Genomic DNA, 16,557 nt, shown 5'->3' with positions numbered 1-16,557 from the left:
ACATGAAAATAGGCATCCTTTGCTATCCGACCTACGGAGGAAGCGGAATCGTGGCAACAGAGCTCGGAATGTCCCTCGCCAACAAAGGTTACGAGGTCCATTTCATCAGCAACGCGCTTCCCGCAAGACTCGATATTACCAACCCGAATATTTTCTTTCACCGGGTAAATGTTCAGACCTATCCGCTGTTCCAGTACCAGCCTTATGATATTGCGCTGAGCTCGATGATTTACCGTGTTGTGAATTTATATAAACTCGATCTGCTTCATGCACACTACGCCATTCCTTATGCTTATGCCGCGTTTACTGCCAAGCAGATGCTGAAGGAAGACAACAACGACATTCCTTTGGTAACCACGCTTCACGGAACGGACATTACCCTGGTAGGCCAGCATCCAAGCTATAAACATGCGGTGGAATTCTCCATCAACCAGTCGGATGCCATCACCTCGGTTTCCGAAAGCCTGAAACGCGATACCCTGCAGTTCTTTAAAATTAAAAAGGAAATCCAGGTCATTACCAACTTCATCGACAATTCCGAATTTGAGGAACGCAACGAATGCCAGCGGACCCAATTTGCCAATCCTGATGAGAAAATTTTGATCCACGTTTCCAATTTACGTCCCGTAAAAAGGGTGGATGAAGTGCTGCAGATCTTCAAAAATGTGCAGAAAAAGGTAAAATCGAAGCTCATTATCATCGGCGAAGGCCCGGATATGGAAAAAGTAAACCAGTTCCTGGAAGAAAACCCGGACCTGATTTCCAAGATCCGCCTGTTGGGGAAAGTAAACGATCTCTATAAAATCCTCCAGCTTTCGGATGTATTTTTACTGCCTTCCGAGCAGGAAAGCTTTGGGCTGGCGGCTTTGGAAGCGATGGCGGCCCATACGCCGGTCATCAGTTCCAACGCGGGAGGAATCCCGGAGGTAAACATCCAGGGCGAAACCGGCTTCCTGGCAGAAATCGGGAACGTAGAAGCCATGAGCAACTACACCATCAAGCTGCTGAGCAATGAAGAACTTCTTACTACGATGAAGGAAAATGCTAAAGAGCAGGCCATCAAATTCGATCTGAAAAACGTCCTTCCGATCTACGAAGAAATGTACCGCACGACGATTGAGAATTTTAAGAACGAACTGACGAAAGCTTAGGCTTTTATTCAAATTATATAAAGCAGCATTCTGATAAAGGATGCTGTTTTTTGTTTTCAAATAATGATCTTTTGTAATTGTAATGAATTGATTTTTCTAAATATTCCCTAAATTAGTACAACACAAAAAACACACCTATGACGGAAAAATTACTCCAATACCTTTGGAACTACAAAATTTTTAGCCGTTTCAATTTTAAAAATACGGCGGGCGATCCGGTGGAAATCCTGGATTTCGGCAAATGGAATACCGATGCAGGACCTGACTTTTTAGGAGGGAAAATTAACATCAACGGCGTTGTCTTCGCAGGGAATATCGAGCTTCACCTAAAGTCCTCCGACTGGATTTTCCACAATCACTCCATCGATCCGAATTACCGGAACATTATTCTTCACGTAGTTTTTCAGCATGATGTGGAAATTGCCGAACTCAATGAACTAAATATTACCACGCTTGAACTGAAGGATTATATTGATCAGGACGTTTTCAGAAAATATGAAAAGCTGATCAGCGGAACACATTTTATCCCATGCGAACCCATTTTTGATCCGGCGAAAATCCCGGTTCATTTCCATGAGGAAAATGTCCTGAAAAAACTGGAGGAAAAGTCTCTGGAATTGGAACAGAATTTAACGCAGTCCAGGAATAATTTTGAAGCGGTCTTATTCCATAGCCTGGCCTATTCTTTCGGGTTAAAGGTGAATGCTTTTATTTTCAGACAGATGGCTGAAAGCATCGATTTCAGCATCATCAATAAAATCCGGCAGAACCGGACCCAGCTGGAAGCCCTGTTCTTTGGAATGGCCGGATGGCTGGAGCATCCTGAAGATGAGCAGATGAGAATCTGGAAACGCGAATTTGATTTTCTCAGGTCTAAGTTCAATATTTCCGGTTTAACCTTCCATCCGAAATTTTTGAGACTACGCCCGCCGAATTTCCCGACCATCCGCCTGTCGCAGCTTGCGGGATTGTACCATGAGCATCAGAACCTGTTTTCAAAAATTATCCGGATCAGCAAAGCGGAAGAACTTTTCCGTCTTTTGCAGGACGTAAAAGCTTCAGAATACTGGGACAATCATTTCAACTTCGGTAAAATCTCTCCGGCAGACCAGCCCAAAGTCCTTTCCAAAGATTTTATGGAACTGATCATCCTCAACACAATCCTCCCTCTGAAATATACCTTTCACAAATACCATCGTGAAAATATTGCTGATGAGATCATCGGTTTCTACAACCATATTCCGGCAGAGAAGAACTCGGTGACGGACGGCTGGAAAACGCTGGGCCTTAAATGCAGTACCGCTTTGGAGAGCCAGAGCCTGATTTATCATTTTAAACATTCGTGCGAAGAAAAAAATTGCTTACATTGCAGTATTGGATTTAAACTTTTAAAAGAACCTTCACATGCTAGATAATATCCGCCACAAGATGGAAAGAGAATGGTTTGGGAACCTAACCAGAATAGGTGCAAAATTGGGCATCCCGGTTTCCAAGCTGCGTGTATTTTTCATTTATTCTACATTTGCAACGGCAGGTTTCTTCTTTTTAATTTATCTGGGGCTGGCCTTTACGCTTTGGGTAAAGGATATTTTCATTACTCGAAGGCCCAATGTTTTTGATTTATAATTATGGAATTTTTACAGATTACTTCTGCTGAAGACTACAGGGTTCAGGAGATTTTTGATGCTTACTGCAAAACCTTTCTTGAAAATGAAAGGCGTGACTGGAATAAGCTGTGTCCGCTTTTTTTGCATCCTAAAGTGAAAATCGTTTCGGTGTTGCATGATGCCAGGAACATCGGCTATCTCATCATCTGGGAACTGAGCAGTTTTGCTTTTGTAGAACATTTTGAGGTTTTTGAGGAATTCAGAAACCAAAAGCTGGGGTCCGCCATTACCGGATATCTTTTTGAAAATTATCCGCGGATCATCCTGGAAATTGAGCATGGCCACCTGAATGAAGAAACCCAAAGGCGCTATTCTTTTTACCGCAAAAACGGCTTTACCGTGATCGATGAAATGTATGTGCAACCTAGTTACGGCCAGGGAAAAGACCCTATGGAATTATGGCTGCTGGCCAATTATTCCCCTGAAAACCTGAAGGAAATAAAAGATGAAATATACGATATTGTTTATCATTAAATAACGACATGTAAAAAAGCTGGAAGAGGGAAGCTGGATGCTGGAAGTTTCTTCTGTCGACATCTCGATACCGGTCTTACCTATTAAATGATCTAGTTTGGATACTGATTAAAAGAAAAAGATATTTAAAATTCGGGTCAATTTCTATTTTTTTCCTTTAAATCAATGGAAATAAATTAAATATCATTAAAATATAAATCCGAAGTTTTTTGCTTCGGATTTTTTATTTCCTATAGATTTCCCAAATTTTTTGAAGATGATTAAATGATCTTTAAACATTTAAAATCCTGGTTAAAATCTTAAAGATTAATCCACTTCATATTCCAGTTTAATGGTAATGCTGGCTTCCTTATCTTTTGAGGCGGTGTTGAAAGTTCCGCCGTAAGAATAATCTTCATTGGAATTCGGGGCCGTAATCTGTATAACACCCATTGTTGCTTTTTTAAGATTCCCCAATTTGCTTCCTGAATTTTCCGCGATCTTTTCTGCTCTTTCTTTGGCATCTTTGGTAGCCGAGGCAATCATTTCCTGCTTTACCGTAGACAATTTTGTATAGAAATAGCTGGGAGAAGAAGAAGTAAATTCAATGCCCCGGTTGATGATTTCCGTGATATTTCTGGAAAGGTTTTCGATTTTTGCCACTTCCTTACTTTCAATGGAAACCGTCTGTGTAAGATTGTATCCGGTAAATTCGTTCTGGATATTATTCCCGCTGGAATCCGTATAATTTTTAAACTGTTTCTGAATATCCACTGAAGAGAAAACAATTTCACTCTGCTTAACGCCTTTCGACAACAGATAATCATTGATTGTTTTTCTGTCCAGAGCCAATTCATCATAGGCCGATTTCAGGTCAAAATTATTTTTAGAAAAATTTCCCGACCAGGTAATGAGATCGGACGTAAACTGTTTGGTACCTAATCCGGTCACGGAAATGGTATTCTCAGATTTGTTCCTGTTTTTAATGGCATTTCCAAGAAAGCCCAGGCCTATAACAAACCCCAAGGCAGCAATAGCAGTAGCGAAAATATTTTTATTCATAAAAACATATGACTTTTATAAGTATGATTCAGTGAAATTCCCAGTGATCTACCATATCAATTTCCATTCCATATTTTAAGATTTCTTTAACATTTATTTCCGAGCTTTTTCTTCCTTCAGCCTCCCGACAAAAACCGGAAAAGCATCTTCCATTCTTGAAAGGGCACCTGCTAAATTTTTAGACCTTACGAAAGCTCTGGACTGCGGCTGATTGATAAATGCAAACTCGACAAATTCGGAAATGCGCTCAGCCGGAATCCCTTCTTTGGTAAAATACTCATCTTCTACACGATCTCTGATCCATTTAATATCTTCCTGAAGATCATCATACCGGTACTGACGTTTCATTCTGCGGGCATCTCCGCTTATAAGGTCATACAAACCCTGTACATTAAGCGTTCCCAGCAGGATCGGAATAAGTACCTGCTTTACATCGGCAGGAGTTTCCCGCATTTTGCCCACCGGCTGTGGAAGCCCTACGGCATCTTCTACGATCTGCGATTTGTCGACTTTAGCCACAGCTTTTGAATCTTTGGAAATATCTCCGGTAATTTTGGCAACCTTTACTTCTTCAATTTCCTCAGCAACCCGGGTAAGCCGGATGTTCAGGCTCTTATTAAGTCCGTACTGAGCTTTTAGGGAAGATCTCTCAAAACCATTTCTTACAAACCGGATCTCATCATCAGGAGAAGATATTTCAATGGAAAATGTACCGTCTTCCACGGTGTATGCTTTCCGGTCCGTTGCCATATTTATTACCTTTACAGCCGGTAAAGCGATTCCTTCTTCATCGGTTATCTTCCCCGAAATTTTCTGCTGTGAAAATACGGGGGTAAAAAATAGAATCAGGATCATGGACAGCCAGGTTTTCATCAGCATTATTTTTGAGTCTGAGGAGACCTGTATGATGAAATCCTTACTAATACCGCCCTCTGAAAACGCATCAGATCGGCATCATTACAAAAACCATATTTCAGGATATTTTTCCGTTCAAACCCTCCGGCGAAAACATAATAGATGAAATGCTGAATAAAGGTTTTATCAATTTTCAGGTCCGTAAAATATTTTTCTCCCAAGGCGTAGGTAAGGTAATTGGCAAAATCCAGATCATCCCATTTGTCTTTTACTTTGCCTATGGAAAAGCCCTGCCCTTTCGGTTGTACGAATTCTCCAGGCCTTGCGGCCATGATCCTCGGATCGGATTTTTGGGACATATACACTGCCAGATCGCTTTTCAGCTTTTCGACTTTTCTTGGAGAATTAAGATTTTTGGAATCGGTTTTAAGATCACCTGTAATATTTTTTTTAATCTCCACTTCTGCAATAAGCTCAGCAGCCCTTACTAAAATCACATTAATGGAAGATGCGATATTCTCCCGGGTTACTTTTTTGTTGGCTCTTTCATAACCGGTTTTTATAAAACGGAGTTCGTCCCCTGCCCTTCCTGAGATCATAAAATGCCCATCACGGTTACTTAAAACTCTTTCATCCGTCCTGATATTGATAACGGTAACATCGGGTATTTCATTGTTGTCTTCAGAGGTAATTTTTCCGAAGATATAATCCTGAGCACTGATGTTGATGAAAAAAACGGTAAATAAAATAAAGAATAGTTTAATTTTCACGGACAGCTTTTTATTAAACAAAACTAAAGTTATTTTCAGACTTAACGGCAAGTTTAACCACAGTTAACGCGTTTTAGGATTTCTTTTGGAATTTTATTTTCAAAACTGTTAAATAGCGGCGGAAAATTGTTAAAATTTCAGGTAAAAATTAGGTAACTTGCAGATGGAATTCCACTTAATTTATGCAAAATTCGTATACGGTAATCAATGCTTCGGCAGGTTCGGGAAAAACATATGTCCTCGTGCAAAGGCTCCTGATGATCTGCCTCCGGTATCCTAATCAGCAGCAGTCGATCAGGAATATCCTGGCATTGACGTTTACCAATAAAGCCGCCAATGAGATGAAGGAGAGGATTATTACGTGGCTAAGTAATTTCTCTGCTGATAATTTTGCAGAAAACGGGGATTTAAAAAATATCCAGAAAGCTTTTGAAGAAGAAGGTCTGAAAATTACCATCGACGAGCTCCATTACCGGGCAAAGAAAATGCTGGATTACGTGCTCCACAACTACTCCACCCTGAATATCGGAACCATCGACCGTTTCAATTCGCGGCTGGTAAGAAGCTTTTCCTATGAGTTGGGACTGGCCAAGAATTTCAACCTTGAGATTGAAGCGGAGCCTTTCCTGATTGAAGCTGTGGATAAAATGCTCGACCAGATCGGGGAAAACGAGGCAATCTCAAATTCATTTATGGATTATGTGGATTACAGCCTGGAAAACAACGAGCGGATCAATTTAAATAAAAGCCTTTACGGATCGGCCAAAGAATTCGTAAAAGACATTCATTACGAACACCTTAAGAACAACAAAGATTTCGATAATACAAATTACGAAAATATAAAGAATACGCTCCGCAAGGAAATTTCCCTGAATAAAAAGCAGGCGGTCGAACTGGCTACCCAATCCATCGAACTGTTCAGATCCAGAAATATTGAGATTGAAGATTTTGCCCAGGGGAAAAACGGGATCGGCGGATTTTTCACGAAAGTACTCGATTTTTACCAACAGAAAAGACCGGGATTCCCCTTCCCGACGACCGCAGAAGAATCGGTGGTAAACAACTACCGGAAAGGCGCTTCGTCAAAATCAAAAAATAAAGAGCCTGAAATTTTAGAAGTGCTGGACCAGCTGCTGGAAAACCGGATGCAGCTGATCCTTCTGTACATCGAAACCCAGAAAAAGGAGAAGATTTTATCAGCCCTGCTTCCTCTGAAAGTAAACAAAGACATTCAGGATGAATTAAAAAAGATCGAGGAAGAGAATGATCTCGTTCTGCTTTCAAAATTCAATATCCTCATCAATGAAAATCTTAAAAACGAACCTTCTGCCTTTATTTATGAAAAAGTAGGCTCACAGTTCCAGCATTATTTCTTTGACGAATTCCAGGATACTTCGGAGCTGCAGTGGCAGAATTTCCTTCCGCTAAGAGACCATTCCATCTCTACGGAGAATACTTCTTTTACGCTGGTAGGCGATCCGAAGCAGAGTATCTACCGTTTTCGGGGCGGGGAAAGCAAACTGATGCTGGACATCATCAACAAAAAGGAAAGAACCCCTAAACAGGCGGATCTGCTGGTCCTGAAGGACAACTGGCGGAGCGCTAAAAATATCGTTCGGTTTAACAATGAACTTTATCAATACCATTCGGAATATCTTACGGAAGAACACAAAAATATTTTCGGGACCGACGGCATACAGGATCCGAAGTCTTCGATTGAAGGCCGTGTAAAGGTAAACCTTATCGAAAATCTCACCAATGAAGATTTCTACAACGATACTTCAGAAAGGATGCGGAAAGATCTCCAGGAGATCCTGGATAACGGTTTCCGGTTTTCCGATATTACGATTCTCTGCCGCGGTAATTTTGATATTTTCAGTTACTCCCAGAAGCTGGGGAATCTCAAAGTGAAGTACAAAGGCGAAGAGACCAATATCAAAACGATTTCTGATAAAGGGCTTACGCTGGAACTTTCCAACACCTTGAAAGCGGTCGTCGAATTCCTGCGTTGGGAAACCAATCCAAAGAACAAACCGAATCTGATCATGATGATGTATTACCTGAACAAACTGGGAAGGATTCACATGGAAGATTTCACATTGGAAATGAAGGCCATCCTGGATATCGAAGGGCATGAGGAGGTACTTCAGTTCATTCATCATACATATGCTTTACAGCTGAGACAGGATAATTTTCCGAGGTTTAATTTATACAATTTTATAGAATATTACATCAACGAATTTTCCGCAGAAAATAAGGAAACCGATTTCCTACTGAACTTCCTGGAAATGCTTTTCAACTTTACCCAGAATGCCGGGGCAAGCATCAAGGAGTTTCTCAAATACTGGGATGAAGAAGCTTCATCCTACACTATTCAGGCTTCGGAAAATATTGATGCGATCCAAATCATGACGATCCACAAAGCGAAGGGACTCGAATTCCCGATCGTTTTCATCCCAATGATGAACAAGAACCGCGATGCCGAATTTACTAACTGGTTTGAAACCACAACCGATAGCGCATTGAGATCAGTAAATATCAATCAGTTCAGTAAAAATCTTGAGGTGTATGATGAGGAAATTGAGATTTTCAACAAACAGAATGCCTATAAAAATATGGTGGACAGGCTGTGCCTGCAATATGTAGCCACTACGCGCCCTGTCGAACAGCTGTTTTTTTATATTCAGAAAGCGAACAAAACGTCGAACAATCTTGAACTGCTGGAGTTCCTCCAGTCTAAAAATCCTGAGAACCTTGATGAGTTCGATATCTATCAGATCCGTCCCGAAATGCTGAAAAAATATTCCAAGGATAAAGCCTCGCATTTCGAGACCAAAGATATTCCGGCTTTAAAAAACGTCAACGAAAAAAACACATCGATCAAAATTGCCACGCCTTCCAAAAATTATCAGGTACGGGTGGAAAAAGTGAGGATTGGGCTTTTTGTTCACGAGCTGCTGTCTCAGATCAATACGGCAAAAGACATCCGCAAAGTACTGGAATGTTATGTTCTGGAAGGCCATATTACGATTGAGGAAAGTAAAGAAATTCACAGAAACCTGGAAGACATCATCCGGAACAATGCTGAGTTTTTTGATGAAAAATGGGAAGTTATCAACGAAAAAGATATTATGATTACGGAAAATGGGGAAAGCCGTGTCTACCGTCCCGACCGTATCCTTAAAAGTGATGAAGGTTATATTATTGTTGATTTCAAGACAGGCGACCCATCGGAAAAGGATGAAAGGCAGATCGAAAATTATAAAAACATCCTGGAAAAACTGGGAAGAAAAGTTCTGAAGACGCAGCTGATTTATCTGTAACCATGATGGCTTTTTTTAAAAAGTACAGTGTTTATTCATCAGTCTTTTTAATTACCGGACTTTTGATTTACGATTATCAGTTCATAAATAAATAAATAAATAAATAAATACAAAACCTCTTATGAGGCGAAAGGACTTTATACGGCAGGCAGAATTCAGAAAATAAAACCTTACGGAAGAGGAACGGGCTACGAGTTTGTCTATACTTTTCAGACCGGAGAGAAAACCTATCAATCTGAGACGGATATTAATCCGCTAAATTTTTATAAGGCAAAGACTTTTATCGAGAAAAAATTTCCGGTGGTCTATTTAAAAAGCAATCCGCATGTGAATCGGCTTTATATTTCTGTTCCCCTTATAAAGATACCAACCCGAAAGAACTGAAAAAACGGGTAGATTCTGATTCTTCGGTAAGGGAAAACTAAAACCATTCCTTCTCCAGGATGGTTCTGGAATACTTATTTTTAAAGAAGCAGGCATAAAATTCCGGCGGCACCTTTGGTGCCGCCGGAATTTTTTATACTGAATTAATTTAAACTAGGGTGTCGCATCAGGAGTGAAAACCCTCTGGGCCAGTTCCTGATCGAAAAGATACAGTGCGGAAGGGTTGTCGCTTACCATTTTTATTTTGGTCACCAGCTGTGAGGCACTGGCCTCTTCTTCTACCTGCTCGTTGATGAACCACTGCAGGAAAGAAGTGGTGGCGAAATCGCCTTCGTCATTGGCATTCTTTACGATATTAAAAATACTTTTGGTAACCACTTTTTCGTGCGCCAGTGCTTTTTCAAAGATGTCGATGGCATCTGTAAATTCATGTGGTGGTTTCGGAATTTCACCGATAATGATTTGTCCGCCTACGTCATTTAAATAATCGAACATTTTATCGGCATGCATCAGTTCTTCTTTGCTCTGCACTCTGAAATAATTGGCAATGCCGTCAAGATCTTTTGCGGAAAACCATGCAGACATCGATAGATAATACTGTGCTGCATACTGTTCGTGCGCGATCTGCTCGTTGATTAATGCTGCAATTTTTTCACTTACCATAAGTCATAATTTTACCGTCAAAATTAGGGAATAAAACCCCGAAATCAAAAGTTTTAGATAAAATTAACGTGAACCTAAAGAAGAAGATCAGATTGATGGGACGGAAGTTTTATTGTCAGAACATCACGCCAATAATTGCATTCGATGAGAAATGATATCTCCGTTACTTATAGAAAATTCTATTTAACATTTTAACGTTTTTTTTTGTCAGTTTGCTGAACATAGTACTATCGAATTTACCTTAAAACCAATACAAAAGAGCGGAAAATCTCCGCTCTTCAACACATTAAAAAAATCAAAATTATAAACTACTTTATTGGCTCCGGAGCCGTATTCATCGGCTTGTGCATTCTTGGCCCTTTCATTCCTTTATCCTTCATTGCCATTCTTCGCTGCTCCATTTTTGCTTTTCGGTCTGCCTGCCATTTATCGTACTGCTGCGGCGTAAGAATCTGCTTCATATCTGCGTCCATCTGCGCTCTCTTCGCTTTCATCTGCTCCATTCTGGCCTGTTTTTCCCCTTTGTTTTTATCAAACTCAGCCTTCATTTCCGCTTTTCTTTTATCCTGAAGCGCCTTGATCTTATCTACCTGAGCTTGGTTCAGGTTTAAATCCTTCTGCATCTGAGCCAGGTGCTCCTGTTCTCTCTGCTGGAATTTTGCTTTCATCTCCGCTCTTTTTGCCTGTCTGTCCTGAGGGGTCGGCGTTGTCTGCTGAGCCATTGCAAAACTTCCTATTCCGATAAATGCTATCGCTAAAACTAATTTTTTCATATTCTTAAATCTTTAATTATTTCTTTTATATCTTTTTGATTATCTGTTAAATCAAAAGTTAAAAGCAAAAATTAACAATTAATGTTAAATTTAAATATTAATTATTTAACCATAAAAAAAATAAAAAGAGCAGATCCGAAAATCTGCCCTCACACCACTTAAATATAATATATGAAAATTAATTCTTTGCAAATCCGGTACGGAATCCACCGTTTCCTCTGCTTTCTCCGCCTCCTCTGTTCTGTTCCCGCGGAGCCTGGCTTTCGTTTCTTCTGAAGCCGCCGTCATTTCTGAAACCGCCACCGTTATTCTCACGTCTAGGAGCTTCCTCTCTTCTTATATCACCTCCTCTGAAGCCTCCGCCGCGGGTTCCGTTGTTTTCCGTTCTTTCGGCGCGCTCTGTTCTGAATCCCCCGTTTCCTCTCATTCCGCCGTCGTTTCTTAATCCTCCATTATCGTTGCCTCCTCTGAAACCACCGCCGTTATTCCTTATTCCCGGATTATCATTTCTGAAAACCGGATTTCCGTTTCTGTTTCCGGACTGATCACGGAATCCGCCGTTACCGTCTCTTACCGATCCTCTGAAACCGTTATTCGGTCTGTCGCTTCCTCTCACAATGTTGAATGTCGGGTTATCCATTCTGCGGAATCTTGCACGATCTACTCTGTAAATATTAATATTTACATTTCTGTAGCGTGGCATTGGCCTGCATATTGCGCCGTAATGGGTCCGTCTGTAATTCTGGAAATATACCACCGGGCTGTATCCTCTGTAATAATTATTCTGGAATACCACAAAAACCCTTGGTCCCATAATTCTCTGTAATGCGTAGAATCTGTCGTAATACCATCTGTCCGGATTGTATCGGTAGAAATTATTCCATGTCGAAAAATTTACATACAGATTATTCAATCTCATGATCTGGTCGATCTGCCAGCGGTTCAGCCTGTTCTGAGCGAAGAATATATTCCAGTCGATGCTGATGATACTGTTCCTGTAATCATTATAATTGGTCATATAATAATCCTGCGGATAATAGTCCTGTGGATAATCATAATAATAATCGTCAGGGAAATAATTCTGATCATCCTGATCACTGTAATATCCCCCGTCATTGTCATAATAGCCGTCATCGTTCCAGCCATTGTTGGGATACTGTTGAGCAAACGACAACGTCGCAATACCCAAAGCAAAACCGATTAATATTTTTTTCATTTCTATAGTCGTTAATTGGTTAATATAGCAGAATTCTTAATTCTATCTTTTTGATGTAAATAGAAAAAAGAAGTTAAATCGTATGATAAAACTTCTTTTAATTTATTGATAACTATTTGATAATCAAATATTAAATTCACAACCTTCCACTATCTTTCACCCAATAAGCGATTTTGCTGTTGAAGTCGGATTCCTGTTTTAGATCTTCCAGATTAAGGTGCATCCTGTATCTCCAGTAATGCGGAAACACGGCAGGATTGTTGATCCGCTCGTTATCCATTTTCGGGTTTACCAGCTTCTGGTCTGTAGCCAGAAACTCCTGGATCGGGAAAACGGCCAGCATCGCATTATTATAGAGGTGCTGCTTCATGATGATTTCCGCAAGATAGGCATCCAGTTCTTCGGGTGCTTTTCCGTACTGTCCCAACTGCTGATTGAAATACTGCTGCGTTAAATCCGGGTTTTCTTTCCACCACTGCCTTAATGTAGAGCTGTCGTGGGAAGAAGCGGTGACCACATTCAGGTATCCTGCATTTTTAGGATTATAGAACGGGATATTATCGGAAGGCATCCGCTGCACTTTTAAAGCAACGATGGCCAGTTCATCCATCACTTCAGGAACACAGTCCGGGACAAGCCCCAGATCCTCTCCGCAGATCAGCATTTTTGTCGCATTCAGGATGACAGGAAGTTTCTCCATGGCTTTTTCTTTCCAAAGATGATCCTGTCTTTTGAAGAAATAATCGTTATACAGATCATAGATCGCTTTCTTTTCCCAATCTGACAGGTAATGGTAAGAATCGGTATGATATACGTTAAATCTCGGATGGTAAACCACCTGACCATTTCGTTCTTCGACCAGAAACAGAACATTGGCACAGAGTGAGATCAGCTGTTCTTCAATCGGGTTATCCGGATCTTTCTTAAAGAAATCCGCAATTTTTCGTTGGGTATCAAATTCTTGTTTAAATGAATATGTCCCGTCATGGTTACTGGTAATAAATTCCAAGACCTTTTCGCGGCTCTCCCCGAAATAATTCCGCAGTATCTGATCGTTGATAAAAGGTTTGCAGTATCTGTCGAAATTAAACGGAATATGGCGTGCGTTGAATTCATCCAGCGTAACCGGAACCGCAGGATAAAAATATCCTAAAATTCCCTGGGTAGCAGAAACGGGCATTCTCCAGATCCTGAAGAAGCCTAAAATGTGGTCGATCCTCATGGCATCGAAATACTGTTCCAGGGCTTTAAATCTGTTTTTCCACCAGGTATAATGGTCTGCCTTCATCGCTTCCCAGTTGTAGGTTGGGAATTCCCAGTTCTGTCCTAACTCGGTGAACTGATCCGGCGGTGCCCCGGCCTGGAAATCCATTCCGAAAAGTTCAGGCTCCGTCCAGGCTTCTACAGAATGCCTGTAAATACCGATCGGCAGGTCGCCTTTTACGGAGATTCCCAAATCATGGGTATAATCAATCGCTTCCTTTAATTGCTTATGAAGCTGATACTGAACCCACGCATGCAGCATGGAAGCATCATAATCTTTACTCTTCGTGGTAAAGAATGCCGATACTTTTCCTGCGATATATTTTTTATGCGTTTTCCATTCATTGAAATTCGGTGTTCGATATTTGTCTCTCAGGACACAGAAGGCTGCATACGGAACCAGCCAGCTTTCGTTGTCTTTAATGAATTTCTTAAAGTTCCGGTCTTTGTAAATCTTTTCTTTATCTTCATTAAAAATTGCTTTCAGGTATTTCCATTTTCCGGAAATCATTTTTTCGTAATCGATCAGTTCGAGTGCATTCAGCTCTGCTTTTTCAGCCAGGTATTCTTCCTGTAAATCCTCCGACAGCTTAACATCCAGGTTTTCGAGGGAAATATACTGTGGATGCAGTGCATATACTGAAACGGCAGCGTAAGGATAAGAATCCGTCCACGAATAATTGGCGGTCGTATCGTTAATCGGCAGGATCTGGATGATGCCGAGCCCGGTTTCATTTGACCAGTCCGCCAGTTTTTTCAGATCTGAAAATTCACCCACCCCGAATCCGTCTTCCGTTCTCAGGGAGAAGATCGGAACGGCTACTCCCGCATCGTGGTACATCTGGTACAGCTTGAATTTAAAATAATGATCGGAAACGATCTGCAACACATCTTTCTGCTGATTCGGCACGGCAAAACGGTTTTCGCCGTTCTCCACATCCATTACTTTTCCTTCCGTACTGTTATACAGGCAATATTTATACTGAATGAATTCATTTTCCGGAATTTCGAGCGACGTCTCCCATATGCCGAAATCCGTCTGGGCCAGATGAATTACTTTATTATAATCCCAATTCCCCAATGAAGCCGTACTTCCGAACAGGACGATCTTCCAGCCCGGATGGTATAAGGGAGCTTCGATCCTGAATAAATGGGTATGCTTTTTAAGGACCGAAATTTTTTCGGGCTTAAATGTATTCAGCTTGTTATGAAAAATTTTATTGTTTAAATAATTTTCCGGAAAGTTTTTATTGTTCCATTCATCGAAAATGGAAAATTCTTTATAGTTATGCGGAAAATTCAGGTGATGTGGAACAAACTCTTCGCGAAGAAGCTTTCCCCGGTCATCCACCATTCTGTAATGGTAGGAAACCGATCTTGAAAAATAATCCACCTCACATTTCCACAACCCGTTTTCCCCGTAAACCATAGCATGAGTCTGCTGTACAGCACTTTCATCATTGATCACCAACTGCAGCTGCTCCCCGACTTTTGTACTGTAACCTACATTAAAGTATAGCTTCATTTATATTTTTTTATAAAAATACGTTATAATCCTGAAAAAGAAAACTTATTGAATATCAAATATTCATTAAAAAAACCTTTCCAGAGCGTTTGAAAAGGTTTTTTAGTTTTAAATAGAATTCATCCTATTCTGCAACCAGAATTTTCTTGTTCAATAATATCCTGCCGGATTCGTCGGTGATGCTTATCAGATAAGCGCCGCCTGCCAGGTTTTTAAGCTGAACCTGCTGATTCAGGAAACCGTCTTTTACTGATAAATTCTGTTTTATTACATTTTTTCCGGACATATCGAAAATATTTAGTCTGATGTTTCCTTTTACCGCTTTATCATGTACGTTTATATTAATTAACTGATCATCTACTCTTGTAGGATAGATCTCTAGACCCGCAAAGGCCGTCGTTGAAGCCGCCCTGTCGTTGGCGAAATATTTACTTGCAAGATCGTAGATGTGCAGATTCTGCTCGCCTCCCAAAGGCTTTGCCTGTAGTGTATTGATATCCACTTCATATAAAGGAGCTCCTTTGGCACTGGCAATTACTACTTTCCCTTGGGCATTTACGGCGGAACCGTTCACGGAATAATTATCCGGAATTCCGGAAATTTTCCCTACGAATTTCGCCTTCAGTTCTTTCGTCGAAACTTTAAATACATTTCCCGAAGCTGAAAAGATATAGAAATTGTTGTCTGCATCTGCAATCATATCGCCTCCAAAGCCTGTCTCAATGGTTGTAAAAGAATTTTTGCCGTTGGAAGCATCGTCTTTGATGATTCCCAGATCATTTACAGCATACTGATTTCCTTTTCTGCTAATCTGGAGAAACTGGGTTCCTGAATTGTTAATGGCATAAATATTTCCGTCATAGCCGGCAGCCATTCTTGTAAAATGCGAATTGATGTCACAGGAAGTTACCCTCGCAAGATTATTTTCCACCAGGGTGATTTCTTTGGTTTTAGCATTTAACACATAGATGTTTGAAGAAAACATCGGCATATAGACCAGATTATTGTTGTAAGGATCGAAAGCCAGGGTAGCCATGTTAACAGCCTGGGCATTGCTGGAAGTATTTCTATCTTCAGTAACGGAGCTGTTTCTGCTTTGAGAAAAAACCTTCGCCGAAGAATCCGAAGTAAAAACTTTTTCCCCGGAAGTTCCGCTGGTCCCGTCGATTGCACGGAAGTCATTGAAAACGATATTCGGAGTATCTTTTCCGACCAATGCGAAAAAATCCTGTTGGGCGTAAGCATTTGCGCCTGTAAGCAATAAGAATAAAGGTAGTAAATGTTTTTTCATAGGTTTATAAATTTAATGTTTAATCATTTTAGTATGACTAAGTTACATAATTTTACCATTGATTGAGAAAAAATTTTGAGGTTGAGGTAAAGACGGAGGTTTCAGATGTTATATAGCGTGAACCCAAAGTAGAAGTCGGATTAATAGGTTGGAAGAGGGAA

The 16,557-nt window shown here is 40.6% G+C and carries 13 protein-coding genes; 5 read left to right on the top strand and 8 right to left on the bottom strand.

Translation table 11 applies throughout. The annotated features are described in order from the left end of the window. The first annotated feature begins 2 nt into the window (after positions 1–2). The 4 genes from bshA to ACED20_RS04655 all read left to right on the top strand — a co-directional run bounded on the left by bshA (position 3) and on the right by ACED20_RS04655 (position 3,292). Positions 3–1,151, top strand: a complete 1,149-nt coding sequence (gene bshA / locus ACED20_RS04670) for an N-acetyl-alpha-D-glucosaminyl L-malate synthase BshA (RefSeq protein ID WP_294221962.1) — start codon at positions 3–5, stop codon at positions 1,149–1,151. A gap of 137 nt (positions 1,152–1,288) precedes the next feature. Beyond that, on the top strand, positions 1,289–2,566 hold the full coding sequence (locus ACED20_RS04665; protein WP_345767147.1) for a DUF2851 family protein: 1,278 nt from the start codon (positions 1,289–1,291) through the stop codon (positions 2,564–2,566). Beyond that, positions 2,556–2,777 (top strand): PspC family transcriptional regulator, encoded by a 222-nt coding sequence (locus tag ACED20_RS04660; RefSeq protein ID WP_294203571.1) that lies wholly within the window; start codon positions 2,556–2,558, stop codon positions 2,775–2,777. Before ACED20_RS04665 ends, ACED20_RS04660 begins: the two co-directional genes overlap by 11 nt. Positions 2,778–2,779: 2 nt before the next feature. Continuing rightward, positions 2,780–3,292: an N-acetyltransferase gene (locus ACED20_RS04655; RefSeq protein ID WP_345767146.1), complete on the top strand. Its 513-nt coding sequence runs from the start codon at positions 2,780–2,782 to the stop codon at positions 3,290–3,292. 306 nt (positions 3,293–3,598) lie between these two features. Here the strand turns inward: ACED20_RS04655 and ACED20_RS04650 are convergent, their stop codons facing one another. The 3 genes from ACED20_RS04650 to ACED20_RS04640 all read right to left on the bottom strand — a co-directional run bounded on the left by ACED20_RS04650 (position 3,599) and on the right by ACED20_RS04640 (position 5,958). Next, the gene (locus tag ACED20_RS04650; RefSeq protein ID WP_294309664.1) at positions 3,599–4,333 is read right to left on the bottom strand and encodes an SIMPL domain-containing protein; all 735 of its coding nucleotides are present in this window, start codon (positions 4,331–4,333) and stop codon (positions 3,599–3,601) included. Positions 4,334–4,426: 93 nt separating this feature from the next. Beyond that, positions 4,427–5,206: a carboxypeptidase-like regulatory domain-containing protein gene (locus ACED20_RS04645; protein WP_378103635.1), complete on the bottom strand. Its 780-nt coding sequence runs from the start codon at positions 5,204–5,206 to the stop codon at positions 4,427–4,429. 5 nt (positions 5,207–5,211) lie between these two features. Continuing rightward, the gene (locus tag ACED20_RS04640; RefSeq protein ID WP_294241745.1) at positions 5,212–5,958 is read right to left on the bottom strand and encodes a hypothetical protein; all 747 of its coding nucleotides are present in this window, start codon (positions 5,956–5,958) and stop codon (positions 5,212–5,214) included. 182 nt (positions 5,959–6,140) lie between these two features. Between ACED20_RS04640 and ACED20_RS04635 the strand changes: the two genes are divergently transcribed. Further along, positions 6,141–9,281 (top strand): UvrD-helicase domain-containing protein, encoded by a 3,141-nt coding sequence (locus ACED20_RS04635; protein ID WP_378103633.1) that lies wholly within the window; start codon positions 6,141–6,143, stop codon positions 9,279–9,281. A gap of 537 nt (positions 9,282–9,818) precedes the next feature. Here the strand turns inward: ACED20_RS04635 and ACED20_RS04630 are convergent. From ACED20_RS04630 to ACED20_RS04610, 5 genes are all read right to left on the bottom strand, one after another. Continuing rightward, positions 9,819–10,328 (bottom strand): ferritin, encoded by a 510-nt coding sequence (locus ACED20_RS04630; protein ID WP_294237368.1) that lies wholly within the window; start codon positions 10,326–10,328, stop codon positions 9,819–9,821. A 308-nt stretch (positions 10,329–10,636) separates the two neighbouring features. Next, positions 10,637–11,101, bottom strand: a complete 465-nt coding sequence (locus tag ACED20_RS04625) for a hypothetical protein (protein ID WP_294237371.1) — start codon at positions 11,099–11,101, stop codon at positions 10,637–10,639. Positions 11,102–11,279: 178 nt separating this feature from the next. Further along, entirely contained in the window at positions 11,280–12,317 is a 1,038-nt protein-coding gene (locus ACED20_RS04620; protein WP_294199929.1) for a hypothetical protein, read from the bottom strand. Positions 12,318–12,453: 136 nt separating this feature from the next. Further along, the gene (locus ACED20_RS04615) at positions 12,454–15,105 is read right to left on the bottom strand and encodes a 4-alpha-glucanotransferase (RefSeq protein ID WP_378103632.1); all 2,652 of its coding nucleotides are present in this window, start codon (positions 15,103–15,105) and stop codon (positions 12,454–12,456) included. 124 nt (positions 15,106–15,229) lie between these two features. Next, complete coding sequence (locus tag ACED20_RS04610; RefSeq protein WP_294237375.1) at positions 15,230–16,396, bottom strand: T9SS type A sorting domain-containing protein; 1,167 nt, start codon at positions 16,394–16,396, stop codon at positions 15,230–15,232. Positions 16,397–16,557: the final 161 nt, after the last annotated feature.

This window comes from Chryseobacterium sp. sg2396 (genome assembly GCF_042610505.1).
Lineage (GTDB): Bacteria > Bacteroidota > Bacteroidia > Flavobacteriales > Weeksellaceae > Chryseobacterium.
The sequence above is the reverse complement of the archived record's forward strand: the minus strand, read 5'-3'. Positions and strand labels throughout refer to the sequence as shown.

Bases quoted from the DNA above. Each gene is read 5' to 3' on its own strand.
- bshA (WP_294221962.1), top strand. From the start codon at position 3: ATGAAAATAGGCATCCTTTGCTATCCGACCTACGGAGGAAGCGGAATC.
- ACED20_RS04665 (WP_345767147.1), top strand. From the start codon at position 1,289: ATGACGGAAAAATTACTCCAATACCTTTGGAACTACAAAATTTTTAGC.
- ACED20_RS04660 (WP_294203571.1), top strand. From the start codon at position 2,556: ATGCTAGATAATATCCGCCACAAGATGGAAAGAGAATGGTTTGGGAAC.
- ACED20_RS04655 (WP_345767146.1), top strand. From the start codon at position 2,780: ATGGAATTTTTACAGATTACTTCTGCTGAAGACTACAGGGTTCAGGAG.
- ACED20_RS04650 (WP_294309664.1), bottom strand. From the start codon at position 4,333: ATGAATAAAAATATTTTCGCTACTGCTATTGCTGCCTTGGGGTTTGTT.
- ACED20_RS04645 (WP_378103635.1), bottom strand. From the start codon at position 5,206: ATGAAAACCTGGCTGTCCATGATCCTGATTCTATTTTTTACCCCCGTA.
- ACED20_RS04635 (WP_378103633.1), top strand. From the start codon at position 6,141: ATGCAAAATTCGTATACGGTAATCAATGCTTCGGCAGGTTCGGGAAAA.
- ACED20_RS04630 (WP_294237368.1), bottom strand. From the start codon at position 10,328: ATGGTAAGTGAAAAAATTGCAGCATTAATCAACGAGCAGATCGCGCAC.
- ACED20_RS04625 (WP_294237371.1), bottom strand. From the start codon at position 11,101: ATGAAAAAATTAGTTTTAGCGATAGCATTTATCGGAATAGGAAGTTTT.
- ACED20_RS04620 (WP_294199929.1), bottom strand. From the start codon at position 12,317: ATGAAAAAAATATTAATCGGTTTTGCTTTGGGTATTGCGACGTTGTCG.
- ACED20_RS04615 (WP_378103632.1), bottom strand. From the start codon at position 15,105: ATGAAGCTATACTTTAATGTAGGTTACAGTACAAAAGTCGGGGAGCAG.
- ACED20_RS04610 (WP_294237375.1), bottom strand. From the start codon at position 16,396: ATGAAAAAACATTTACTACCTTTATTCTTATTGCTTACAGGCGCAAAT.